This window comes from Roseateles sp. (genome assembly GCF_047654805.1).
GTDB lineage: Bacteria > Pseudomonadota > Gammaproteobacteria > Burkholderiales > Burkholderiaceae_C > Pelomonas.
Map to the genome: position 1 here is coordinate 5,449,739 of NZ_JASGIV010000001.1, position 22,825 is coordinate 5,472,563.

Consider the following 22,825-nt stretch of genomic DNA (forward strand, 5'->3'; position numbering starts at 1 on the left):
CGCGGCGCCGCAAACCCCGACAATGCCACCGCGCGCCGCTTGCGCGCACCGAAACCAGTCATTCGATGTCCCACCTGATCGTCCATGGCGGCACGCCCCTCTCGGGCCGCATCGTCCCCTCGGCCAACAAGAACGCCGTCCTGCCCATCCTTTGCGCCACGCTGCTCACGAAGCAGCCCGTGCGTCTGCGCGGCGTGCCCGAGATCACCGATGTGAAGAAGATCGTCGAGGTCTTCCGCAAGCTCGGCTCCAAGGTCGAGCTGGACTTCAAGACCGGCGTCCTCGACGTCCATCACGAGCACACCCGTTTCGACCCCAACGTCGACCGCCTGCCCGAGGAGATGCGTTCCTCCATCATGCTGGTGCCGGGCCTCATGGCCCGCTTTGGCGCAGCGCGCATCGAAGACGACGTCAAGGGCTGCACGCTGGGCGCGCGCGAGATCGACCCGCACGTGGAGGTCTTCGAGCGCTTCGGTGCCCAGGTCGAGCGCCTGCCCGACGGCTTGATCCTGCGCGTGCACCGGCCGCTGACGGCCAACGCCCATTGGACGGACTACGCCTCCGTCACCACCACCGAGAACTTCGTGCTGTGTGCCGCGCTGGCCGATGGCGTCTCCACGCTGACCAACGCCGCCAGCGAGCCGCATGTGCAGGAGTTCTGCAACTTCATGTCGCTGCTGGGCGCGAAGATCGAAGGCCATGGCACGTCCAAGTTGAAGATCACTGGCGTGCAGGAACTGGGCGGAGCCGACTACACGTTTACCGAGGACTTCCACGAGATCGTCACCTTCTTGGCCCTGGGCGCCATCACGGGTGGCAACGTGCAGGTCAAGAACGGCGCGCCGGAAATGTTCCCGCTGCTGGATCGCACCTTCGCCAAGTTTGGCGTGCAGATCCATCACGAGGGTGGCTGGAGCAGCGTGAGGACGAACGGCCCGTTGAAAGTCAAGGAGCCCTTCACGCGCAACATCCTGCAGAAGGTGGAGGCCGCGCCCTGGCCGTACGTGCCGGTGGATCTGCTGCCCATCTTCGTCGCGCTCGGCGTCAAGGCCGAGGGCAGCGTGATGTTCTGGAACAAGGTCTATGACGGCGCGATGGGCTGGACATCGGAGCTGGCCAAGTTCGGTGCCCATGCCTTCCTCTCCGACCCGCACCGCATGATCACTTTCGGCGGCAAGCCGCTGAGCCCGGCGGAGGTCGAGAGTCCCTACATCATCCGCGTCGCGATCGCGCTGCTGATGGTGGCGGCCAGCATCCCAGGCAAGAGCGTGATCCGGAATGCGACGCCCATCCGCCGCGCCCACCCCAACTTCGTCGAGCACATCGGCGAGCTGGGTGCGCGCATGGAATGGGTCGAGGGCGACTGAGTTCATGTGGCGCTGGGCGTGCGTCGCCGCAGTGCTGGCGGTAGCGTCGGCCCGGGCCACACCCACCGCCGATACCGTACGTTGGGTGGCACAGGACGTGCCGCCTCATTTCAGCTTCGTCCAGGGGCGCCCGCCCGGCTCGGTGGCCGAGCTCGGCCGTGGCGAGGTAGACGGCTTCATGCGCGTGCTGCTGCCGCGTATGTCTGGCTACCGGCATGCGTTCGTCGAGGCCAGCACGGCCCGCTACGAGGCGGAGAGTCGCCGCGGGCAGACGCTGTGCTCCACCCTGCATGTGCGCACGCCAGAACGCCTGCGCTGGCTGCATTTCTCGCACCTCTATCCGCCGCTGGCCTCGCGCGAGGTCCATGTCATCGTGCCGCGCAAGCTGATGACCGAGCTGGTTGCGGGGCAACCCCCGGGTAGCCGCCTCGTGCTGGCCCAGCTGCTGCAGCGCCGGGACCTGCATCCGCTGGTGGCCCGCGACCGCGCCTTCGGCGTCCAGATCGACAGCCTGCTCTCCCGCCACACCGTGCCGCGCCTGGCCGTGGGCGCCAAGTTCAGCCACCAGATGCTGGAGATGCTGCGCGCCGGCCGCATGGACTACACGCTGGAGTACCCGAGCGTCGTGCAGGAGTACTTGGCACGCGTCGGCGATCCCGGTGCCCTCGTCGCGCTGCCGGTGGCAGAAGGCCTGAGCACGCTGCTCGCCACCGTGTCCTGCAGCCGCACGCCCGAGGGCCTGCGCCAGATCCGCGCCATTGACGCGGCCGTGCGGGGCCTCGCGAGCGACCCCGACCGCGAGGCCTGGATGCACGAATGGCGCGGCGGCGGCGTCGACCAGCAGGACATGAAGCGCCTCAATGCCTACATGGATGAGCGCGCCCGCGGTGGGGCGCGGATCGAGTGAGCCGGCCCAGCAAGCCACGGCTGCCGCTGCGCGAAGGCGTAGGCGCCAGCGCAGTGTTCTGCCCGCCTGGCCCCTGGGACAGGCTGAGCGCCTTCCTCGTTGAGCGCCTGCCCAAGGTAGGCGACTGGGCCGAGCGCATCGCCCGTGGCGAGGTCGTCGACGAGATCGGCCAGCCCGTCGCCGAGGGCTACCGCCCCAACCGCCGCGTCTACTACTGGCGCCAGCTCGACGCCGAGCCGGAGATCCCGTTCGAAGCGCGTATCGTCTTCCGCGATGAGCACCTGCTCGTCGCCGACAAGCCGCACTTCCTGCCCGTCACGCCCGCAGGAGCCTACGTGCAGCAGACGCTGCTGACCCGGCTGCGCCGTGCCACCGGCTTGACCGAGCTCAGCCCCATCCACCGCCTGGACCGCGAGACGGCGGGCCTGGTCGTCTTCAGCGTTCGAGCTGCCGAGCGCGGGCCGTACCAGAACCTGTTCCGCGATCGCGCCGTGGAGAAGGTCTACGAAGCCCTCGCGCCCGCTGGCGCCGGCCCTTGGCCACGCGTGCTGACGCACCGGCTGGTGGAGTGCGAAGGCGAGGCCTTCATGCAGATGCGGGCCGTGGACGGCGCGCCCAATGCCGAGACCTGGATCGACCTCGTCGAGGCTGTCGGCGCCGGCCTGGCGCGCTACGAGCTGCGTCCGCGCAGTGGCGTCAAGCACCAGTTGCGTGCGCAGATGAGCGCCATCGGTCTGCCCATCGCCGGCGACCGCATCTACCCGCGATTGCATCCGCAGGAGAATCCGCCGCGTTTCGACGCGCCGCTGCAACTGGTGGCTCGCGCGATCGCATTCACCGACCCCGTCACGGGTCAGCAACGCAGCTTCGAACGCACCGCCCTGACAATCGCGCCTTCATGAACGCGCCCAACCTTCAAGAACAGGTCCAGGAACTGCGCCGCCAGCTGCAGTCCCTGCTCGATGCCGCGACGGCCAACGAGCGCAAGCTGGATCGCTTCGATGCGCTGGAGCGCCGCCTCATCGCCGTGAACTCGATGGAGGAGCTGGTCAATCTGCTGCTGGTCGACGGCCGCGATGACTTCGGCCTGGACGCCGCCGAGCTGTGGCTGCTGGACCCGGACGAGGAGCTGCGCCGCGCGCTGCCGGCCCTGCCCATGGTCAAAGCACCCATGCTGCTGGACGACCATGGCCCGTTGAAGGACCTCTTCGGGGCCGCGCGCGTCACCCGCCTCATCGGTCCTGGACCCGAGCAGGGCCTGCTGGACAAGGCCTTCGGCGAGGGCTCTGGTGTGCGCTCGGCTGCCCTGCTGCCGCTGATCCGCCAGGGCCTGCTGATCGGTAGCCTGCATTTCGGCTCGCGTGACCCCGAACGCTACGACGCCGCCTCGGGCACCAAGTTCCTGGACCGCCTCGCAGCCATCGCAGCGATCAGCATCGAGAGCATGCTCAACCGCGAGCGGCTGCGCCGCGCTGGCATGACCGATGGCCTGACCGGCGTGCACAACCGGCGCTACTTCGACCACCGCAGCCTCATCGAGTTCAGCCAGGCCGTGCGCCACCGCTACCCGCTGGCCTGCCTGTTCATGGACATCGACCACTTCAAGTCCATCAACGACCGTCACGGCCATCCGGCCGGTGACGAGGTGCTGCGCCAGGTGGGTGGTCTCATCCAGCGTTCGCTGCGTACTGGTGACCTCGCGGCGCGCTATGGGGGCGAGGAGTTCGTTGTGCTGCTGCCGCGCACTGACCTGGCAGGTGCCTGCGAAGTGGCCGAGCGAATCCGGCTGCTGGTGCAGGAGGCGCCCTTCATCACGCCTGAGGGCGGCACCATCGGCGCGACGTTGTCGGTGGGCCTGGCCATGCTTCCTCCGGGCGCGGTCAGCTTTGCCGACCTGCTCTCGGCTGCTGACCGGGCCGTCTATGACGCCAAGCGTGCCGGCCGCAACCGCACCGTCGCGGCGGAGTCCGACGCCGCCGAGCGCGCTGCGTCCTGAAAAACCCCGAGGTTCCCGCACTGCACGGCGCCTCATGCGGCCCTGACAATTTGAGCCGTTGTCAACGCCGACCATGAGCACCGATTCCCTCGCCGACCCCGTGAACGGAGCCAGCCCGCGCCGGTTGGGCTCGCTGAGGTTGCGGCTGGTGCTGGCTGTTCCGTTGCTGGCGGCCTGCGTCGTCGGCGTCTTCGAGTGGAGCCTGGGCGGCTATGAGCCGCTTGCCGAAGGTCTGGCACGCACCGCCTGGCTGGTGTTGCTGCTCAGCGCCGCGCAGTTGTTGCTCATCGAGGCTTTGCTGCTGAAGCCGCTGCGCCGGCTCGCGGCGGGCTGCGAAGCGATGGAATCGGCTCCCGTGCCGCTGATGCCTGAAGCCGCCGTGCCGGCGCCTGGCCTCAGCGCCGAGCTCGATCGCATCGGCCACGCCATGCTGCGTGCCCGCGGTTCGCTGTGGCAGCAGGACCAGCATGCTCGTGAGCTCAAGCGCGAGCTGGCCCAGCAACGCCATCTGCTGAAGGAGGCCCATTCCGCGCTCGAGGCCCGGCAGCGTGAGCTGGCTGGCCTGGTGCGCACCGACGCGTTGACCGGCATCGCTAACCAGCGGGCCTTCGACGAAACCTTGCGGCGCGAGTTCAAGCGGGCCCAGCGCCAGCGCGGCCTGCTGGCCGTGGCCGTGCTGGACCTGGACCAGTTCAAGCAGTTCAACCTCACGCACGGCACGGACGTGGGCGACGCCGCGCTGCAGCGTGTTGCCGGCCTGCTGAAGGAGCGCTTCAAGCGCGACACGGACGTCGTGGCTCGACTGGGCGGCGAGGAATTTGTCACCTTGCTGCCCGGCGTTGGCATGGCCGAGGCCCAGGGCGTGCTGGAGTCATTGCGCGACGAGTTGCGCGCGCTGCGCCTACCCGACGGCCAAGGCAGCCTGACGCTCAGCATCGGCCTCGCCGCGGCCAGCCCGGCACATCCCTATCTGAGCGCCCAGGCGCTGCTGCAGGCGGCCGATGAGGCGCTCTACATCGCCAAGCATGCGGGCCGGGACCGGCTCAGCCTGGCGGCTTGAAGCTCAGCGGCCGTGCTCCTGCGCGGCGAGTAGCTGCTCATTCACCCGCCGCGCGGCGCGCAGCACCAGGGTCTCGTCGAGCTGGGCCTGAGGGGCGATCTGGCTGGCGATGTCGTCGAGCTGGTCGGGGTGGTTGAGCAAGGCCCAGGCCACTGTCGAGATGGCGGCGACGCTGCGGCGCGCCAGGCTTTCGGGCATGGTCAGCGTGGCCTGGATTTCGACGTGATGGCGCACGCTGGCCACGGCCGCTGGCGCCAGCCCCCAGCTCTCGCACAGCGCGGCACCAAGGGCATCGTGGCTGACCCCGAAGGCCGTGCGCTCCAGCTCGACCAACTCAGCGTCGCGTGTCGCGGCGCGCAGCATGGCCGGGTAGTGCGTCGGCGCGTGACGGTACAGGACGGCCTTGCCGCATTCCTCGAACAGTCCTGCGGAGTGCGCGGCCCAGGGGTCCACGCCCAGCATCTGGCCCATGCGGCCCATCAGCAGGCCGCGCTGCGAGGCGCGCGACCATACCGACTCCAGTTCGACCGCAGCCGGGAAGGCGGCGCGCAGTCCCATCTCGAAGGTGATGGCTGCGACCTCGCGCATGCCGAGATAGGTCAGTGCCTGATGCACCGTCTGCACGCGGCCGCGCAGGCCGTACAGCGAGGAGTTGACCGCCTTCATGACGGCGGCTGCCAGGGCCATGTCGGTCTCGACCAGGGAGGACATGGCCTGCAGGTCGATGTCCTCGGCCGCCATCAGCAGCGAGAGCTTGACCAGGACCTCGGGCTGGGTCGGGATCTCGATGTCCAGATTGCGCAGTTGAGGATCGACGGGCATGGTGAATTGAGGCGCTAGGGAATGCCCGATGGTAGATCAGCGGAGGAAGGCGTCCCAGGCAGTTTTGAGGATCAAACACCCGACGACCGTGATGAACACGCCGCGCACGAAGCCGGCGCCATGCTTGAGTGCCAGCCGCGTGCCGGCCAGGCTGCCGATGACGTTGGTCACGGCCATCACGGCGGCCACGTGCCACCAGATGTGACCCTTGCTGACGAACAACACGATGGCGAATGCGTTGGTCAGCAGGTTCATCAGCTTGGCCGTGGCCGACGCATGCAGGAAGTCGTAGCCCAGCACGCGCACGAACAGGAACACGAAGAAGCTGCCGGTGCCTGGACCGAAGAAGCCGTCATAGAAACCCACGCCGAGCGCAATGCCGCCGGCGGCGAGCGCCTCGGCGCGGCCAGCAAAGCGCGGCCGGTGCTCGCGGCCCAGGTCCTTCTTGGCCAGCGTGTAGATGAACACCGCCAGCAGCACCAGCGGCAAGGCCTTGCGCAAGCCGTCCGGGCTGACGAGCGTCAGTACCCAGGCACCCGAGAAGCTGCCGGCACCGGCCAGCACGGCGGCGGGCAGCAGGCGGCGCCAGGGCAGGGAGACGCGCCTCACGTACTGCAGCGTCGCCCAGCCCGTGCCCCAGATGGCTGCGCCCTTGTTCGTGCCCATCAACGTGGCCGGTGGGGCGTTCGGAAATGTGCTGAACAGCGCCGGCGTGAGGACAAGGCCGCCACCGCCTGCCACGGCATCGATGAAGCCTGCCAGCAGCGAGGCTGCGGCGACGATGAACAGATCGAGCATGTCGATGGGAAGGGCAAAGAAAACGGCCACCAAGGGTGCCTTGGTGGCCGTCGTGATTGTCTTCGGGGTTACGAAGCAACCTTGTGCGCTTGTCGCTTGTCTTGTCTCCTCACAACCCGCCCGGCAGTCCTGGACCGGAGCCCGGAACCGCGTCGAGTGCCGAGAATGTAGTGCCCCTCGACGGTGCACGACACTGGGGTAAGCCCGGGTTCGCTGGCTGCGAAAGGTGCGTATGCGCACCAAAACTGTGCGCACCATGGGGCGGTCTGCGCAGTAAAAATCAGGAGCATGCGCCGCTTGCTTCACCTGTCGCCCCTGTCGCTGCCGATGCTGTTGTTGATGAGCGCCTGCGGTGGCGGCTCCGGCGGAGGCGGCGACAGTGGCAGCCCGGGCCTCGGACAGACCTTGACGCTCACGCTGCCGGCCACCGGCTTGGCGCCGGCCGATCTGGCGGTCGTCGTGGCCGAAGGCGACGCCCTCAGCGAGGCAGTCGGGGTGGTCTATCTGGCGGCTCGTGGCGTGCCGGCGGCGAATCTGGTTCGGGTGCGGGTCAACACGGCCAGCCAGACCATCGCGGCGACGGACTTTGCGTTGTTAAAAGCCGACATTGAGGCCAAGCTGCCGGCTGGCATCCAGGCCATTTTGCTGACGTGGGGCGCGCCCAGCCGCGTCGTCGGCGGCTGCAGCATGGGCATCACCAGCGCCATGGCCTTCGGCTTCGACGCCCGCTACTGCAACCCCAGCCCGGCAGCCGACCTGTGCGCCACCACGGCTGCGTCGCCCCTGTACGACAGCGAGACCCGGCGGCCTGCGGCCGAGCTGCAGCTGCGGCCGGCCATGCTGCTGGGTGCGAGCACGCTGGACGCAGCCAGGGCGCTCATCGAGCGTGGCGTGGCCGCAGATGCCAGCCGGCCGAGCGGGGAGGGCTGGCTGGTGCGCACGACCGATGCGGACCGCAGCGTGCGTTGGAACGATTTCTCGGGCCTGCCCGCAGCCTGGGCTGGCGCGCTGACGCTGAACTACTTCGACAACGGCGCGGGCCCGGCCAGCGCCAATGCGTTGTCCGGGAAGAGCGGCGTGCTGTTCTACCTGACGGGCCTTGCCAGCGTCCCCAGCCTGTCCACGCTGCAGTTCCGCGCGGGGGCGCTGGCCGACACGCTGACCTCCAGTGGTGGCCTGCTGCCTTCAGGCAATGGCCAGATGCCCGTTACGGCCTGGCTGGACGCCGGCGCCACTGCCAGCTACGGCACCGTCGAGGAACCCTGCAATCTGCCGCAGAAGTTCTCGCGGGCCTCGGTGCTTATCGACCAGTACTGGCGCGGCGCCACGGCCATCGAGGCCTATTGGAAGGCCGTGCAGTGGCCGGGCCAGGGCCTATTCGTCGGCGAGCCGCTGGCCCAGCCCTTCCGCGACAGCCCGAGTTTCGTCATCGTCGCAGGCGAGTACCAGATCAAGACGCGCAGCCTGCGGCCGGGTTCTCGCTACAGCCTGCAGTACCTGCAGGGGGCGGTCTGGACGACGCTGGCCACGTTCACCGGGGTGCGCGGCCAGCCGCTCGATGGCCGCTCGCCGCTGCCGCCCGCCGCAGCGACGCGCATCCGTTGGCAGGGACCCTGCCCGGACAACACGGCCAACACCTGCACCCTGGCGCAGTCGTCATGATCCGCCCCTGAGAATGCGGGTCGGTCAAATCCCGATTGCCCGGCGCCGCCCGCCGTTGAACAGTCGCCCTCCCGCTGTACCCTGCCCGACGACCATGTCCCGCCCCTTCAATGCCCGTCCCCGCGGCTTCACCTTGCTCGAACTGCTGGTTGTCATGGTCATCATCGGCCTGTTGGCCGGCTACGTCGGTCCCAAGTTCTTCGGCCAGATCGGCAAGAGCGAGGTCAAGGCCGCCCGCGCCCAGATCGATGCGCTGACCAAGTCGCTGGATCAGTACCGCATCGACGTCGGCCGCTACCCAAGTACCGAGCAGGGCCTGGCCGTGTTGGTGACCAAGCCGGCCGACGAGCCCAAATGGGCCGGCCCCTACCTGTCCAAGGCCGTGCCCAAGGACCCCTGGGGCAACGACTACCAGTACCGCAGTCCGGGTGAGCATGGCGAGTACGACCTGCTGAGCTTTGGCAGGGACGGCCGCCCCGGCGGCGAGGGCGAGGACGCCGACCTCACCTCCTGGTAAAGAAGCCCGTCCCGTGCCTCAGTTCCAGACCCGCGTGCTGCGCGCGGGCGCCGTCAGTTCGGAGCGCGTCGAGGCGCCCGACCGCAGCGCCGTCGCCGCCGTGCTCGGCGTGCAGCCGCAGCATGTGCTTGAGGTGCGCGAGATTGCGAGCGCGGGGGCTGCCCGCCCCTGGCGGCGCGGTAGCAAGTTCCCGTTGCAGCTCTTCAGCCAGGAACTGGCCGTGCTGCTGGATGCCGGCATCGCGCTGCTGGAGGCGCTGAACACGCTGCGCGAGAAAGAAGGCCAGCCCGGCGTGCGCGCGGCACTGGATGGCGTCATCGCCCAGATCGAGCAGGGCCAGCCGCTGTCCGTCGCATTGCGCCAGCGGCCGCAAGCCTTCGACGAGCTGATCTGTGCCATCGTCGCCGCCAACGAGAAGACCGGCCAGCTGTCCACCGCGCTGGCCCAGCATGCACGGTATCTCGCCTGGGTTGATGCGCTGCGCTCGCGCCTCGTCGCGGCCATGGTCTATCCGCTGATGCTGCTGGGCGTCGGTGGGGCGGTCATCCTGTTCCTGCTGCTCTACGTGCTGCCGCGTTTCGCGGGAATCCTGGAGCAGACCAGCGGGGACCTGCCCTGGGCATCTCGCGCCCTCATCGAGTTCGGCCAGACCGCTGGCGCGCACCCTGGCCTGGTCATCGGGGGCATCGTGGCCATCGGCTTTGCAATCTTCGCGCTGATCCGCCAGCCCGTCGTGCGCCAGCGTGCGCAGGCTGCGCTGTGGACGCTGCCGGGGCTGGGGCCTCGCCTGCGTGTGCTGGCGCTGGCGCGGCTGTACCGGTCGCTCGCCATGCTGCTGGCCTCGGGCGTGCCGGCGTTGGCGGCGCTGAGGATCGTCGTCGACGTCGTCGCTGCCCCCTGGCGCGCGGCCGTGCAGGGCGCGGCCGCGCAGATCGAGCGTGGCGAGCGCCTGTCCGCCGCCTTCGACGCGCAGGACTTGGCCACGCCGGTCGCGCGCCGCATGCTGCGCGTGGGTGAGCGCAGTGGCGAGGTGGCGTCCATGCTGGAGCGCGCCGCCGCTTTCCATGACGAAGAGGCCGCGCGGCTGACGGACCTGTTGTCCCGCCTCGTCAACCCGGCGCTGATGCTGATCATGGGCGTGCTCATCGGCGGGATCATCGTGCTGATGTACCTGCCCATCTTCCAACTGGTGGAGCAAGTCCAATGACGACCTCCCTGGCAGACTGGCTGCCGGCCGAGCAGGGCCCCTGGCACCTGGATTTCGAGCAATGGCCGCAGGCCCAGGCGCAGCGCTGGCGCGCGGTGCTGGCCGTGGGTGCCAACGGCCGCCGGGTGCTGCTGGCCGAGCGCGACGAGGATGCCATGCTGTTGCAGAGCGTGGAGTCGCGGCTGAACGCGCCGGTGGGCTGGCAGCGTGCGTCGAGCGATGCGGTGACGCATTTCCTCGGCGCGGGCGAGGCCGACTTCCGGGCGCTTTCCGATGTTGAGGACGCACTCGCCACCGTCGAGGACCAGACCGAGGAGCTGTCTGCGCTGGCCCTGAGCGAGCAGGCCAGCCCCGTCGTGCGGTTGCTGAACGCGACCCTCTACGACGCGCTTCAGGACACGGCCTCCGACATCCACATCGAATGCACCGCGCGCGGCGCCACCATCCGCTTCCGCGTCGACGGGGTGATGGCCGTGGTGCGCCAGGTGGAGAGTCCGCAGGTGGCCGAGCAACTGGTGTCGCGCCTCAAGGTCATGGCCGAGCTGGACATCGGCGAGCGCCGCCTGCCGCAAGACGGCCGCTTCAAGCTGCGCGTGCAGGGTCGCGAGATCGACTTCCGCCTGTCCATCATGCCCAGCGTGTTCGGCGAGGATGCCGTCATCCGCATCCTGGACCGCGCCGCCATCGCGCGCGCCGGCGCGCTGACGCTGGACGCGCTGGGCTTCGACGACGAAGAGCGCGCCGCCATTCGTCACCAGGCGCGTCAGCCCCATGGCATGCTGTTGGTGACCGGCCCCACGGGCTCGGGCAAGACGACCACGCTGTACGCCACGCTGGCCGAGATTCACACGGGCGCCGACAAGATCATCACCATCGAGGACCCGGTCGAATACCAGCTCAGCGGTGTCGTGCAGATACCTGTCAACGAGAAAAAGGGGCTGACCTTCTCGCGCGGCCTGCGCTCCATCCTGCGCCACGATCCCGACCGCGTCATGGTGGGCGAGATCCGCGACGCCGAGACGGCGCAGATCGCCGTGCAGGCCGCGCTGACCGGCCACCTGGTCTTCAGCACCGTGCATGCGAACAACGCCTTCGACGTCATCGGCCGCTTCATGCACATGGGCCTGGACCTCTATAACGTCGTTTCCGCGCTGAACGCGGTGCTGGCGCAACGCCTGGTGCGGCTAACGTGCAGGCACTGTGCGCGGCCGTTCACACCCGATGCGGCCACGCTGGCGCGCCACGGCGTCATCAACGGGGTGTTCATGAAGGGCGAGGGCTGCGGCCACTGCCGCGGCACGGGCTACAAGGGCCGGCGAGCGGTGGCTGAGCTGCTCAAGCTCGACGACGGCCTGCGCGACCTGATCGCTGCGCGCGCGCCCATGTCAGAGATCAAGGCCGCGGCCAGGGCGCGGGGCATGAAGTCGCTGCGCGAGATGGCGCTGGCGTCGGTCTGCCGTGGCGAGACCACCTTCGAGGAGCTGGAACGTGTCACCCTCGATGAGTGAACGTCTGCGGCAGCAGCTCTCCGCCCGGCTGGCCAGGCCACGGCGCGTTTTCGTCACGCCCGGCGGGGATGAGTTCGAGGCGTGGTGCCGCGAGCACCCGGGCACGGCCGTGGAGCTGGTCGTCAGCGCGCGTGCCCTGCACGAGCTGGTCGCCGAGCCGGGGTTGCCGCTGGCCGACCTGGACGCCGTGCAGGCCTACGCCCAGCAGCAGTTCGCCCATTACTTCGGCGCCAGCGCGCAGCGTTTTGCGATAGCGCCCTGGAAGCTCGGCGACGCGGCCGGGGCTTCGGCCCTGCACGGGCTGGACCTCGCCACTCTGCGCGCGCAGGCCGAGGCTGCCCGGGTGCGCCTGGCCGCTGTGCGCCCTGCCTGGGCGGCGTGGCTGGCGTCGCTGCCGGCGGCCACCCGGGCGGGCTCGGGCCGCGTGGTCTGGCATGAGGGCGCAGAAGGGGCCATGACGGCCGTCGTCATCGTGCTTGACCGCGGCCGGGTCACCGGCCTGCAGTCACGCCGTGTGCAGAGCCTTGCTGATCTGGGCGCAGAGGCACCCGTCGCCGTCGGTACGCCGGCCGACCAGCTCACGGCCAATGCCGGCCCCGCGGCGCCGCAACCCGACTTCCTGCCGCGTAGCGGCCGCTCACCACTGGCCTGGCCCCTGGCTGCCACTGGCATGCTGGTACTGGCAACGGCGGCGTGGAGCACTGTCGACAGCCATCGTGCCCTTGAGGCGGCTCTGGCCGCGCGGGACCGAGTCGCATCGCTGCGCCCCGCACCGACGCCCAGGCCCGCGGCTCGCAGCCGTGCCGAGCCGGCCGAGAATCGTTCGGCCGTCGAGGCGCGCGCGTTGTTGGCGATGCCCTGGGAACCGTTGCTGACCCGCGTCGAGACCGTGGGGGCCGATGCCAGGACCATTGCCTGGCTGGGCCTGGACGCCAGCGCGGGCCGCGGTGAGCTGCGACTCGAAGGCTTGACGCCCGACAAGCTGCTGGCCCTGCAGCTGGCCGAGCAGCTGGGCACCACGCCCGGTTGGCGCCAAGTGGTGCTGTCGCGGTTCTCGGCGGCCGAGACAGGCCTCGTCGGCCAGCGCTTCGAGATCCAGGCCCGCGTGGCGACCGGAGGCGGCTCGTGAATCGGCCCGCCCTCGTCAAGGTGCTGGGCTGGCCCGGCCTGATCGGCCTCGCGGCGCTGGTGCTTGCCGTCGGGGCCGTGGCGCTCGGCCAGCGCTGGGACGCCCAGGCTGCAGCGTTGCAGGCAGAGGCCCGCGAGCTGCGCATGAGGGCGCGGCCCGCAGCCGCTGCCTCGGCGGCGCCGGTCAGCGTGCAGCAATGGCAGGCCGCACTGCCGTCGTCCCGCGACCGCCAGCAACGCCTGGCTGATCTGCTGGAGCTGGGCATCCGCCTCGACCTCGGCAGCGCACGCACCGAGCACCGTCTGTCCGCCAGCGAGGGCCTGGAGCGGCTGCGCGTGACGATGCCGGTGACCGGCAGCTATGCCCAGGTGCGCCGCTTCATCAGCGCAGCGCTGGAGCACGATCCGGCGCTGAGCCTGGATGCGATCAAGCTGCGCCGCGTCAGCCCGATGAGCGCCGATGTCGACGCCGAGTTGCAGTGGTCGCTGCATGGGAGGACGCCATGATGGAGCGTCGTCAACTGGTACTGGGCGGCGCTCTCGCGGCCACGCTGGTGGCTACCGCCTGGGTGGCCACGCGGCCCGAGGAGGACCTCACGGCCACCGTCGCGGCTCCGGCTCGCCGGCCCATCGTGGCCGCGTCCGCTGTGCCTGCGTCCGCGCCGGCCACTGGCGGCCGCGCGGCCTGGGCAGAGGCATCAGCGTCCCAGCTGGCCGCCTGGCAACCGCCACCCCCGCCACCCCCGCCACCCGCACCGCCGCTTTTGGCCGCGGCAACGCCGCCGCCACCCGTCGCGCCACCCGCGCCCTACCAGATGATCGGCCGCGTCGTCGAAGGTGAAGGCAGCCAGGCCGTCGAGGTGGCGCTGCTGGCCGGCCCCAACAAGTCGCTCAGTGCCCGACGCGGCGACGTCATCGACGGCCAGTGGCGCGTCGAGCAGGTGTCCGGCAGCGGCGTGCGCCTGACATGGCTGCCTTCGCAGCTCCCCCAAAACATCGTCTTCAGGCCTGTCCCATGAAGCAGCACCTCATCCTTCTCTTCAGTGCCGCGCTGCTGGCGGCCTGCGCCAATCCGGCGTTGCGCCAGGCCGAAGATCTGGGCCGCGGCAACCAGTGGCCCGCCGCGCTGCGCGTGCTGGACGACGCTTTGTCCAGGGACCCGACCGACCCGCAGCTGCGCGCCGCCCAGGTTCGGGCCCGTGAACAGGCCTCGGCCCGCTTGGTGCTGCAGATCGAGGCGTTGCGCGGCGCCGGGCGTTGGGACGAGGCCTCGGCGCTGCTGAGCCAGCTGGCACTGGCCGATGCGCGGCACCCGCGCCTGGCCGCGCTGACCACCGAGATCGAGCGCAGCCGCCGCCAGGAGGCCCAGCTCGCCACCGGCCGTGTGGCGCTCAAGGAGGGGCGCCTTGAGCGCGCCGATGCGGTGGCGCGCGAGATCCTCGCCGAGTCGCCCCAGCACCCGGGCGCGCGTCTGCTGGCCAGCCAGGTCGCGCAGGCGCGGCCGCTGGAGTCAGCCGTCGGCGAGCTGGGGCCTGCCTTCCAGAAGCCGGTCACGCTGGAGTTCCGCGACGCGCCGCTGCGCCAGGTCTTCGAGGCGCTGGCACGCTCCAGCGGCGTCAACTTCGTCTTCGACAAGGATGTGCGCGCCGATGCTCGCGTGACCGTCTTCCTGCGCAGCGTGACCATGGACGAGGCCATGCGCGTCATCCTCAACACGCAGCAGCTGGACCGCAAACTGCTCAACGACACGTCGGTGCTGATCTTCCCCAACACCGCCGCGAAGCAGCGCGAGCACCAGGAGCTCATCACCCGTACGCTGTACCTGACCAACGCGGACGTGAAGCAGGTGCAGGCCATGGTGCGCACCATCGCCAAGGTGCGCGACATCCATATTGACGAGCGCCTGAACCTGCTGGTGGTCCGCGACACGCCGGAGGTGCTGCGGCTGGTGGAGAAGCTCATTGCCTCGGTAGACCTGCCCGAGCCCGAGGTCATGCTGGAGGTGGAGGTCATGGAACTGGCAACCGACCAGGTGGAAACGCTGGGGTTGCAGTGGCCGGAGACGGCACGGCTGGGCATCAGCGACGCCGCGGGCAACATCCCGGACCAGGTCTTCATCGGCGGCAAGAACCCGATCAACTTCCGCGCCAGCATCGCCAACCCCACTGTCGTCGCGACGCTGCGCGGCACCTCGGGCAACTCCAACATCCTGGCCAATCCCAAGATCCGCGTGCGCAACCGCGACAAGGCCAAGGTCCACATCGGTCAGAAGCTGCCGGTGTTCACGACGACGACCAACTTCACCGGTTCCACGTCGGTCGCGGCTTCCGTCAGCTATCTCGATATTGGCCTGAAGCTCGACGTCGAGCCCACCATCCAGCTCGACAACGATGTGGTCATCAAGGTGGGCCTGGAGGTCAGCAACCTGATTCGCCAGGTCACCGGCCCGGGTGGCACGACGGCCTACGAGATCGGCACGCGCAACACCTCCACCGTGCTGCGCCTGGCCGACGGGGAAACCCAGGTGCTGGCCGGTCTCATCAACGACGAGGACCGCAAGAGTGCCTCGGGCGTTCCTGGCCTGTCGCGCATCCCGGTGCTGGGTCGTCTCTTTGGTACCCACAGCGATACGCGCAACAAGACCGAGGTGGTGTTGCTGATCACGCCACGCGTGGTGCGCAACCTGGCCGTGCCCGACGCTTCGTTGACGCGCCTGGCCAGCGGCATCGACGCCAGCCCCGGTGCCTTCAGCAGCCTGCTGCGGCGCGAGGCTCGGGTGGGCGTGGCGCCAGCCAGTGGTGTCGCCGCGACAGCGCCGACCCAGCCTGCAGTGATGGCGCCCGCCGAGGCTGCACTCAAGCTGGACGTGACGCCGCAGGTGCCGGCCGGCGGCACGGTGTCCGTCGCGCTGAAGAACGACAGCGGCCTTCAGATCAAGGGAGAGCTGGAGTACGACGCCAGCAAGCTGACGCCGGCCCAGCCCATCCAGGGCGCGTCACCGGGGCGCTATCCCATTGAGCTGCCGCCGCGCGGCGAGCGCGTCGTTGCGCTGCGCGCGCTGCCGCCGGCGGCGGGCCAGGTGCTGAACATCAGCCTCAGCGGCTTGTCCGCCGCTGGCCTGAATGGCGAGACCGCCCCGGTGCGCGTGGATGGCACCGGACTGCTTACCGTCGACGCCGTCAAGTAGGCTGAGATAGCGGCCATGCGCGCACGAGGCTTCACGCTGATCGAGATGCTGGTGGTGCTGGCCATGCTGGGAGTGCTCGCCTCGGCGGCGCGGCCGCTGCTAGAGCTCTCGGTGCAGCGCAGCCGCGAGCACGAGCTGCGTCAGGCGCTGCGCACCCTGCGCGGCGCGCTGGATGCCTACAAGCGCGCGGCCGAGGCCGGCAGCATCGTGCTGAGCCCGGAGGACAGCGGCTACCCGCAGCGGCTGGAGCTGCTGGTCGACGGCGTGGCCGACGCGAAATCGCCCAACGGCCGCAAGATCTACTTCTTGCGCCGCCTGCCGCGCGATCCTTTTGCGCCGGCCGAGCTGATTGCCGCAGAGACCTGGGGCCTGCGTGCCTACGACAGCCCGCCGGACGACCCCCGCCCGGGCAAGGACGTGTTCGACATCCACTCGCGCTCGGAGCGCAAGGCGCTGGACGGCTCGCGGCTGAAGGACTGGTGACGATGAGGACGCGCGGCTTCACTCTCATCGAGCTCATCGTCGTGATGGCCATCGTGGCCTTGCTCGCGTCCATCGCGGCGCCGCGGTATTTCGCGTCGCTGCACAAGAGCAAGGAGACGGCACTCCTTCAGTCGCTCACCACCATGCGCGATGCCATCGACCAGTACGCCGCAGACAAGGGCCGCTATCCCGACTCGCTGCAGGAGCTGGCTGCCGCGCGCTACATCCGCGACATTCCCGAGGATCCGCTGACCGCCAGCCGCGAGACCTGGGTCGAGCTGCCGCCGCCGGCCGAGATGCAGGCCAGCGGCCGGGTCTGGGACGTGCGCAGCGGCGCCGCGGGTCGCAGCGCCGATGGCCGCCTTTACGCGGACTGGTGAGCACGATGCGCCGTGAGCACGGCTACAGCTATCTGGCCGTCCTCTTTCTCGTCGCATTGACGGCTGCCGGCCTGGCCGCGCTGGGCCAGGCCTGGAGCACGGCGGCCGAGCGTGAGCGCGAACGTGAGCTGCTGTTCCGTGGCGGTGAGATCGCAAGGGCCATCGCGGCCTACGCGCAGGCCACGCCCAACCCGCCGCAGCAATACCCGAAAAGCCTGGACGACCTGCTCTCCGACCCTCGTGGCCTGCGGCCACGCCACCATCTGCGCCGCGCCTATGCGGACCCGTTCACCGGCGAGCCGGACTGGGAACTCGTGGCCGAACCGGGCCAGCCGGGCGCGTTCAGCGCCGTGCGCAGCCGCTCAACGCAACCCCTGCTGCTGGAGTACGGGCCGGACGGCACCCAGGTCCGGGTCGCACGTGACCTGTTCTTCTCGTCGCGCAACGCGACAGCCCATCCGCAGGCCCCTGCGGAGCCGGCGTCCGCGGCCTCGGCGGCCAGCGCGGCGTCAAGTTGACGGGCGTTAGGAATTTCGTACGGGTTAGTCAAGACACGCGGCTCGGTGAATACCCGTTCCCCCCTTGCTTGGATGCCGGGCAAGTGGGGATGTTCGCGAATTCCTGCTCACTCAGAATCGGCCGCCTAGCTTGGCCCAGTGGCCTATGCGCAGGACGTCCAGACGCCTGAACCTCGGCTGTCCCCTGCGCAGAGTTGATCAACTTTGCAAAGAAAGTGGGTAGTTCAATGAAAAAGACTTTGGCATCGATCGCCTTCGCTGCGGTGGCCCTGGCTGCCTCGGTGGGCGTCCAGGCCGGCGTGATGAGCACGACCATCAGCTTCGATCCCGTCGACACGTCAACGCTGATGTACGGGGACTCGGGTTTCCTCGGCCACGGCGACGAGTTCTACCAGAAGGGTCTGGCGGGCAGGAACATGTTCTTCGACCCCTTCTCGAACGCGGCCGGTGCCCAGTATGGCGACTTTGTCGGTGCCATCCTCAACGGCGCATGTTCCGACCTGCTCTGCCCGGTCAACAACCCGACCAACTACCTCGCCATGCTGGATGACGGTGTCGTTGCCTTCGGCATGGCGGACGGCCCCGATTCCTACTTCCGCTTCTCGATCAAGAGCTTCAGCGCCAGCTTCATTGGCAGCGGTGACCCGCTGCAGAACACGCCGGGCTTCATCCGCCTGCAAGGCGTGCGTGACGGCGTTTCGACGATCGCCACCTTCGCCCTGACGGGCCTGGACTCGAATGGTCAGCTGAACTTCAGCACGATCAACACGGGCGCCTTCGGTGACATCGAGTTCGACTACGTCTATGCCTTCGGTTTCGCCTGCGCGGCTCCGGGCGCCGGCAACAGCTGCACGGCCTTCTCAAGCAACCGTGCCCAGTTCGCCCTTGACGACATCGTCATCGAGCATGTGCCTGAGCCGGGCAGCCTGGCGTTGCTGGCCGTCGCCGGCCTGGCCGCCGGCCGCGTGACCCGTCGCCGCGCCGCCTAATCCGCCCTACCGCAGAAAGGATCACTCAATGAAGATGAAGCACACGCCCGCCGCGCTGGCGGCGCTGGTCCTGGTCTCCGGCTTGGCCACGAGCGCCTTTGCACAGGACCGCAAGACCTACATCGTCCAGCTGAAGGACGAACCCGCGGCTTCCTATCAAGGCACGATCGCGGGCCTGCAGGCCACGCAACCGGCCCCCGGCCAGTCGTTCAAGTTCGGCAGCGCCGCGGTGCAGGCCTATGTGAGCTACCTGGGCCAGCAGCAGAACAACGTCATCTCGCTCATCGGCAATGCGCCCGTGCTGGCGACGTACAACACCGTGTTCAACGGCTTTGCCGCCAGCCTGACCGAGGACGAGGCCCGCACGCTCGTCGCGAACTCCCAAGTGGTCGGCATCTGGGAAGACGACGTCCGCAAGCTCGACACCATCTCGACCTCCAAGTTCCTGAAGCTGAGCGAGCCCGGCGGCCTCTGGTCCAAGACGATCAATGGCACCGCGCTCAAGGGCGAGGACATGGTCATCGGCGTCATTGACGGCGGTATCTGGCCTGAGAACCCCGCCTTCTTCGACCGCGTCGACAGCAATGGCGTGCCCAGCAGCAACCCGGCTGACACGCAGGTCTACGGCCCGGCGCCCGCCACCTTTACAGGCGGCTGCGTCGCTGGCGAGGGCATCACGGCTGCGCATTGCAACAACAAGCTGGTCGGCATCAAGCACTACCGTGCCGGGTGGCTGGCCAACAACAACGTCAGCCTCTTCCACTGGACCGACTTCGTGTCCGGCCGCGATTCCGTGGGCGGCGCGACCGGCCACGGCGGCCATGGTGACCACACGGCCTCGACGGCAGCCGGCAACTCCAATGTGCCTGTGATCATCAATGGCGGCATGGTGGGCACGGCCTCGGGCATGGCGCCGCGCGCCCGCGTCGCCGCGTACAAGGTCTGCTGGACCAAGATCGACCCGACGGCGACGGACGGCACCGGTACCTCCAACGGCTGCTGGCCTTCCGACTCGCTGGCAGCCATCGACCAAGCAGTGGCCGACGGCGTCAACGTCATCAACTACTCGATCAGCGGCTCGCAGACCTCGGTCAACGACCCCGTCGAGCAGGCCTTCTACCGCGCTGCCCTGGCTGGCGTCTTCGTTGCCGCTTCGGCTGGCAACAGCGGCCCCGGCCAGGCCGTGGCCCACATCAGCCCCTGGCTGACGACGGTGGCGGCATCGACGCATGACCGCGCCTTTACCGGCAGTGCCACTCTGGGCAACGGCGCCAACTACACCGGCGGCTCCACGACTGCCACCGGCCTTGGCAACACGCCCATGATCCTGGCCGAGAACGCTGGCGTGGGCGGTGGCGACGCCAGCCTGTGCTTCAGCGCCTCGCCGCCGGCCGGCCAGGTGCTGCTGGATCCGGCCAAGGTGGCCGGCAAGCTGGTCGTCTGCACGCGTGGCAACAATGCGCGGGTTGACAAGGGCCAGGCAGTCAAGGATGCCGGTGGCCTGGGCATGATCCTGGTCAACGCATCGGCGGGTCAGACCATTGACGCCGACTTCCAGACGGTGCCCACCGTGCAGGTGGACAACGTCAGCGGCGCGGCCATCAAGACCTATGTCAGCGGCGCGGCCAGCCCCACTGGCTTTATCAACAAGGCGGTGATCGGTACCAAGCCGGCACCCCTCATGGCGAGCTTCTCGTCGCGCGGCCCCAATGCCGGTGACGCCAACGTGCTGAAGCCCGACGTCACCGCTCCGGGCGTGGACATCATTGCCCAGATGACCCCTGCGCTGGACCAGAACCAGCGCAACCAGGTCGCCGCCGGCACCCTGGTGCCGCCCCCGGCCTGGGACACCCTGAATGGCACGTCCATGGCCAGCCCGCACGTGGCCGGCGTGGCCTTGCTGCTCAAGCAGGCCAACCCGACCTGGGGCCCTGGCGCCATCAAGTCGGCGCTGATGACTTCCGCGTTCTCGACGCTGGACGACGGCCTGACCGGCGCCCAGAACGGCCTGCTGCCCTGGGCCCAGGGCGCCGGTCACATCGACCCGCAGAAGGCCAACGATCCGGGCCTGGTCTACAACGCCGGCAAGAACGACTGGGTCAAGTACCAGTGCAAGGTCAACCGGGCTGCCGTCTCCCCGGCAAGCGACTGCACCACCATCGGCACGCTGGACGAGACCTACAACCTCAACCTGCCGTCCATCACGGTGGGCGCGGTGACGGGCAGCACCATCATCGCCCGCAGCGTCACCAACGTTGGCACGTCGGCTGCGACCTATGCGGCCGCGATCACACCGCCGCCCGGCTTCACGATGACGGTTTCGCCGACCAGCCTGACGCTGGCACCCGGTGAGACCAAGTCCTTCAACGTCACCATCGCTGCCGCCGGTGCGGCCGAAGGCGTCTGGCAGTTCGGCCAGCTGATCTGGAACGACGGCGTGCACAGCGTGCGCGCTCCGGTCCAGGCCCGCGCCGGCAAGGCGATCTCGGCCCCGGCCGAATTCACCGACACCAAGACTTCGGGCAGCAAGCTGTTCACCGTGCGCACCGGCTTCAGCGGTCGCATGACGGCGTCCAAGGGCGGCCTGAAGGACGTGACGATGAGTCCGGAAACGTCTCTGACGCCTCTGGCCACCAGCTCGTCGACGTTGGCCAGCCGCTGCTACAGCAGCACCAACTACGCCTCGATCGCCAAGTACAACTTCACCGTGCCGGCAGGTGCCATCGTGGCGCGTTGGGCGCTGCGTCAGGCCGACGTGGGCAGTGCTGCGGATGACAACGATCTGGTCGTCGTCAACATGAACGCAGCCACGTACACGTACTCCGGCAATGACGGCTCGAACGAAGCGGTGCAGCTCATCGCGCCGGCGGCCGCCACCTACCGTGCATGCGTGCTGGCCTACGGCGGCGCCGCTCCGATGAGGCACAAGCTGTCCAGCTGGATCGTGATGCCGGGCGACGCCGGCGGCCTGAACGCCGTCGTGCCGTCCACGGTGTATGCCGGCAGCACGGCGACGGTGGGCCTGGCCTGGTCGGGCCTGGCCACGGGCAAGCGTACCGTGGGTGGCACGCACTGGCTGGATGCTTCCGGCAAGGTGCAGGCGACCACGGTGCTGCGCGTCTCCACCGATGGCGCGCTGCCGGTGCAGAACGAGCCCATCCCGGTGGCCTCCAAGCTGGTGGATGAAGGCGTGGCGCAGTAAGCCGCGCCAGCCATCGCGGGGCTCGTGCCCCGCTCAAGGCCACATGCCGCGAGGCGTGTGGCCTTTTTGCCGTTTGGGCGTCTAGCGCGCGCCGCCCTGCCGGGTCGCCAGTTCGCAACGCCCCGCCACGCAGGCCGCGCCGGGGTCGACGACGAGGGCGCAGTTGGACAGCATGCCGCTGGCCTCGATCTCGCGCCGCTGCGCCTGCGCCTGGCGCCGGGCCAGTTCGGCCAGTTGCTGGGCGTCAGTGCCTTGCGTGGACCAGGCGGCATAGCCCGCCGGCCCGCCGCAGGCCTTGGCGCCCACGGCGACGGTGCGGCATTGCGAGTCTGCGCTGCATGCTGCCGGACCGATGAGGCCACGCAGTTCGCGCCCCAGGCGCTGGGACTCGGCCTCTGCCGGTGCCACGGGAGGTGTCTGCGCGCAGCTGGCGAGGGCGCTCAGTGCGAGCAGGGGGGCGAGCAATCGATGCGGTTTCATGCTCCCATGGTGAGGCGTGCGGGGGTGCTTGGCAACAACTAGGATGCACCTATGCGCGTCGTGCCGTTCCTGTTGCTCGGTCTTGCGGGGCTGACGCCCGCCACCGCCCAGGAGGGCTGCCAGCCTGACGTCGAGGCGATTCGGGCCGTGCTGAACGCGCTGCGCGAACGACCGCAGGCTTGCGGAGAACGCGTCTGGCCGGCCGTGGCAGCCTTGCAAGCCAGCCCAGTACTGGCGCAATCGGCCCGCAGCTATGCGCAGGACCTGGCGGCCCGAGACCGCATCGACCACCAGGGCGCCGCCAGCGGTTCCTTGCGCGCGCGGCTGCGCGAGGCCGGGTACGTGATGCGCGTGGCTGGCGAGAACCTGGCCGGCGGCCCCGAGACGCTGGGCGAAGCCATCGCCGAATGGCTGGCCAGCCCGGCGCATTGCGAGAACCTGATGCTGGCCGAGTTCCAGGAGTTCGGGCTGGCCTGCGTCAACGGGCCGGGGCGCTTCCAGCGCTATTGGGTGCTCCACCTGGCCGCACCCGCAAGGCAGGGCACCTCATCCCAAGGGCGCCAGGGACGGCCCCCCTAGGTGGCGGCAATGCCTGCGGGGAAACCCCGCCCGCA

At 69.2% G+C, this 22,825-nt stretch carries 22 protein-coding genes; 19 read left to right on the plus strand and 3 right to left on the minus strand.

The window, feature by feature from the left end; genetic code table 11:
• The first annotated feature begins 65 nt into the window (after positions 1–65).
• From QM732_RS24650 to QM732_RS24670, 5 genes are all read left to right on the plus strand, one after another.
• A complete protein-coding gene (locus QM732_RS24650; protein WP_415658723.1) occupies positions 66–1,367 on the plus strand; it encodes a UDP-N-acetylglucosamine 1-carboxyvinyltransferase in 1,302 nt (433 codons plus the stop codon).
• Positions 1,368–1,371: 4 nt separating this feature from the next.
• Positions 1,372–2,274: a hypothetical protein gene (locus tag QM732_RS24655; RefSeq protein WP_415658724.1), complete on the plus strand. Its 903-nt coding sequence runs from the start codon at positions 1,372–1,374 to the stop codon at positions 2,272–2,274.
• The gene (locus QM732_RS24660; RefSeq protein ID WP_415658725.1) at positions 2,271–3,176 is read left to right on the plus strand and encodes a pseudouridine synthase; all 906 of its coding nucleotides are present in this window, start codon (positions 2,271–2,273) and stop codon (positions 3,174–3,176) included. The genes QM732_RS24655 and QM732_RS24660 overlap by 4 nt, the downstream gene beginning before the upstream one ends.
• Positions 3,173–4,270, plus strand: a complete 1,098-nt coding sequence (locus QM732_RS24665; RefSeq protein WP_415658726.1) for a DUF484 family protein — start codon at positions 3,173–3,175, stop codon at positions 4,268–4,270. The genes QM732_RS24660 and QM732_RS24665 overlap by 4 nt, the downstream gene beginning before the upstream one ends.
• 73 nt (positions 4,271–4,343) lie before the next feature.
• A complete protein-coding gene (locus tag QM732_RS24670) occupies positions 4,344–5,330 on the plus strand; it encodes a GGDEF domain-containing protein (RefSeq protein ID WP_415658727.1) in 987 nt (328 codons plus the stop codon).
• 3 nt (positions 5,331–5,333) lie between these two features.
• On the opposite strand, the gene QM732_RS24675 is transcribed toward QM732_RS24670, so the two are convergent.
• Together QM732_RS24675 and QM732_RS24680 are read right to left on the minus strand one after the other, a co-directional pair.
• Positions 5,334–6,152 (minus strand): HDOD domain-containing protein, encoded by an 819-nt coding sequence (locus tag QM732_RS24675; RefSeq protein ID WP_415658728.1) that lies wholly within the window; start codon positions 6,150–6,152, stop codon positions 5,334–5,336.
• 36 nt (positions 6,153–6,188) lie between these two features.
• On the minus strand, positions 6,189–6,950 hold the full coding sequence (locus QM732_RS24680) for a sulfite exporter TauE/SafE family protein (RefSeq protein ID WP_415659434.1): 762 nt from the start codon (positions 6,948–6,950) through the stop codon (positions 6,189–6,191).
• Positions 6,951–7,238: 288 nt separating this feature from the next.
• Between QM732_RS24680 and QM732_RS24685 the strand changes: the two genes are divergently transcribed.
• From QM732_RS24685 to QM732_RS24745, 13 genes are all read left to right on the plus strand, one after another.
• Positions 7,239–8,612 carry a TIGR03790 family protein gene (locus QM732_RS24685; RefSeq protein WP_415658729.1) on the plus strand — a complete coding sequence of 458 codons (1,374 nt, stop codon included), beginning with the start codon at positions 7,239–7,241 and terminating at the stop codon, positions 8,610–8,612.
• A gap of 94 nt (positions 8,613–8,706) precedes the next feature.
• Positions 8,707–9,129: a type II secretion system major pseudopilin GspG gene (gspG, locus tag QM732_RS24690; RefSeq protein ID WP_415658730.1), complete on the plus strand. Its 423-nt coding sequence runs from the start codon at positions 8,707–8,709 to the stop codon at positions 9,127–9,129.
• Between the two features lie 13 nt (positions 9,130–9,142).
• Positions 9,143–10,336: a type II secretion system F family protein gene (locus QM732_RS24695; protein ID WP_415658731.1), complete on the plus strand. Its 1,194-nt coding sequence runs from the start codon at positions 9,143–9,145 to the stop codon at positions 10,334–10,336.
• On the plus strand, positions 10,333–11,844 hold the full coding sequence (locus QM732_RS24700) for a GspE/PulE family protein (RefSeq protein ID WP_415658732.1): 1,512 nt from the start codon (positions 10,333–10,335) through the stop codon (positions 11,842–11,844). Before QM732_RS24695 ends, QM732_RS24700 begins: the two co-directional genes overlap by 4 nt.
• Entirely contained in the window at positions 11,837–12,973 is a 1,137-nt protein-coding gene (locus tag QM732_RS24705) for a hypothetical protein (RefSeq protein ID WP_415658733.1), read from the plus strand. The genes QM732_RS24700 and QM732_RS24705 overlap by 8 nt, the downstream gene beginning before the upstream one ends.
• Complete coding sequence (locus QM732_RS24710; RefSeq protein WP_415658734.1) at positions 12,970–13,479, plus strand: hypothetical protein; 510 nt, start codon at positions 12,970–12,972, stop codon at positions 13,477–13,479. The genes QM732_RS24705 and QM732_RS24710 overlap by 4 nt, the downstream gene beginning before the upstream one ends.
• Entirely contained in the window at positions 13,476–13,991 is a 516-nt protein-coding gene (locus tag QM732_RS24715) for a hypothetical protein (RefSeq protein ID WP_415658735.1), read from the plus strand. The genes QM732_RS24710 and QM732_RS24715 overlap by 4 nt, the downstream gene beginning before the upstream one ends.
• On the plus strand, positions 13,988–16,159 hold the full coding sequence (locus QM732_RS24720) for a secretin N-terminal domain-containing protein (protein WP_415658736.1): 2,172 nt from the start codon (positions 13,988–13,990) through the stop codon (positions 16,157–16,159). The genes QM732_RS24715 and QM732_RS24720 overlap by 4 nt, the downstream gene beginning before the upstream one ends.
• A 15-nt stretch (positions 16,160–16,174) precedes the next feature.
• The gene (locus QM732_RS24725) at positions 16,175–16,642 is read left to right on the plus strand and encodes a type II secretion system protein (RefSeq protein ID WP_415658737.1); all 468 of its coding nucleotides are present in this window, start codon (positions 16,175–16,177) and stop codon (positions 16,640–16,642) included.
• Positions 16,643–16,644: 2 nt separating this feature from the next.
• Positions 16,645–17,022, plus strand: a complete 378-nt coding sequence (locus QM732_RS24730; RefSeq protein ID WP_415659435.1) for a type II secretion system protein — start codon at positions 16,645–16,647, stop codon at positions 17,020–17,022.
• Positions 17,019–17,540, plus strand: a complete 522-nt coding sequence (locus QM732_RS24735; RefSeq protein ID WP_415658738.1) for a type II secretion system protein — start codon at positions 17,019–17,021, stop codon at positions 17,538–17,540. Before QM732_RS24730 ends, QM732_RS24735 begins: the two co-directional genes overlap by 4 nt.
• 227 nt (positions 17,541–17,767) lie before the next feature.
• The gene (locus QM732_RS24740) at positions 17,768–18,529 is read left to right on the plus strand and encodes an NF038120 family PEP-CTERM protein (protein ID WP_415658739.1); all 762 of its coding nucleotides are present in this window, start codon (positions 17,768–17,770) and stop codon (positions 18,527–18,529) included.
• A 28-nt stretch (positions 18,530–18,557) separates the two neighbouring features.
• Positions 18,558–21,731, plus strand: a complete 3,174-nt coding sequence (locus QM732_RS24745; protein WP_415658740.1) for a S8 family serine peptidase — start codon at positions 18,558–18,560, stop codon at positions 21,729–21,731.
• Positions 21,732–21,812: 81 nt separating this feature from the next.
• Here QM732_RS24745 and QM732_RS24750 read toward each other — a convergent pair whose 3' ends face one another.
• The gene (locus QM732_RS24750) at positions 21,813–22,211 is read right to left on the minus strand and encodes a hypothetical protein (RefSeq protein WP_415658741.1); all 399 of its coding nucleotides are present in this window, start codon (positions 22,209–22,211) and stop codon (positions 21,813–21,815) included.
• Between the two features lie 51 nt (positions 22,212–22,262).
• Here QM732_RS24750 and QM732_RS24755 point away from each other — a divergent pair, with 51 nt between their 5' ends.
• Positions 22,263–22,790 (plus strand): CAP domain-containing protein, encoded by a 528-nt coding sequence (locus QM732_RS24755; protein ID WP_415658742.1) that lies wholly within the window; start codon positions 22,263–22,265, stop codon positions 22,788–22,790.
• Positions 22,791–22,825: the final 35 nt, after the last annotated feature.

Excerpts from the sequence above, each read along its gene's own strand:
- QM732_RS24650 (WP_415658723.1), top strand. The coding sequence starts at position 66 with ATGTCCCACCTGATCGTCCATGGCGGCACGCCCCTCTCGGGCCGCATC.
- QM732_RS24655 (WP_415658724.1), top strand. The coding sequence starts at position 1,372 with ATGTGGCGCTGGGCGTGCGTCGCCGCAGTGCTGGCGGTAGCGTCGGCC.
- QM732_RS24665 (WP_415658726.1), top strand. The coding sequence starts at position 3,173 with ATGAACGCGCCCAACCTTCAAGAACAGGTCCAGGAACTGCGCCGCCAG.
- QM732_RS24670 (WP_415658727.1), top strand. The coding sequence starts at position 4,344 with ATGAGCACCGATTCCCTCGCCGACCCCGTGAACGGAGCCAGCCCGCGC.
- QM732_RS24675 (WP_415658728.1), bottom strand. The coding sequence starts at position 6,152 with ATGCCCGTCGATCCTCAACTGCGCAATCTGGACATCGAGATCCCGACC.
- QM732_RS24680 (WP_415659434.1), bottom strand. The coding sequence starts at position 6,950 with ATGCTCGATCTGTTCATCGTCGCCGCAGCCTCGCTGCTGGCAGGCTTC.
- QM732_RS24685 (WP_415658729.1), top strand. The coding sequence starts at position 7,239 with ATGCGCCGCTTGCTTCACCTGTCGCCCCTGTCGCTGCCGATGCTGTTG.
- gspG (WP_415658730.1), top strand. The coding sequence starts at position 8,707 with ATGTCCCGCCCCTTCAATGCCCGTCCCCGCGGCTTCACCTTGCTCGAA.
- QM732_RS24700 (WP_415658732.1), top strand. The coding sequence starts at position 10,333 with ATGACGACCTCCCTGGCAGACTGGCTGCCGGCCGAGCAGGGCCCCTGG.
- QM732_RS24705 (WP_415658733.1), top strand. The coding sequence starts at position 11,837 with ATGAGTGAACGTCTGCGGCAGCAGCTCTCCGCCCGGCTGGCCAGGCCA.
- QM732_RS24715 (WP_415658735.1), top strand. The coding sequence starts at position 13,476 with ATGATGGAGCGTCGTCAACTGGTACTGGGCGGCGCTCTCGCGGCCACG.
- QM732_RS24720 (WP_415658736.1), top strand. The coding sequence starts at position 13,988 with ATGAAGCAGCACCTCATCCTTCTCTTCAGTGCCGCGCTGCTGGCGGCC.
- QM732_RS24725 (WP_415658737.1), top strand. The coding sequence starts at position 16,175 with ATGCGCGCACGAGGCTTCACGCTGATCGAGATGCTGGTGGTGCTGGCC.
- QM732_RS24730 (WP_415659435.1), top strand. The coding sequence starts at position 16,645 with ATGAGGACGCGCGGCTTCACTCTCATCGAGCTCATCGTCGTGATGGCC.
- QM732_RS24740 (WP_415658739.1), top strand. The coding sequence starts at position 17,768 with ATGAAAAAGACTTTGGCATCGATCGCCTTCGCTGCGGTGGCCCTGGCT.
- QM732_RS24745 (WP_415658740.1), top strand. The coding sequence starts at position 18,558 with ATGAAGATGAAGCACACGCCCGCCGCGCTGGCGGCGCTGGTCCTGGTC.
- QM732_RS24750 (WP_415658741.1), bottom strand. The coding sequence starts at position 22,211 with ATGAAACCGCATCGATTGCTCGCCCCCCTGCTCGCACTGAGCGCCCTC.
- QM732_RS24755 (WP_415658742.1), top strand. The coding sequence starts at position 22,263 with ATGCGCGTCGTGCCGTTCCTGTTGCTCGGTCTTGCGGGGCTGACGCCC.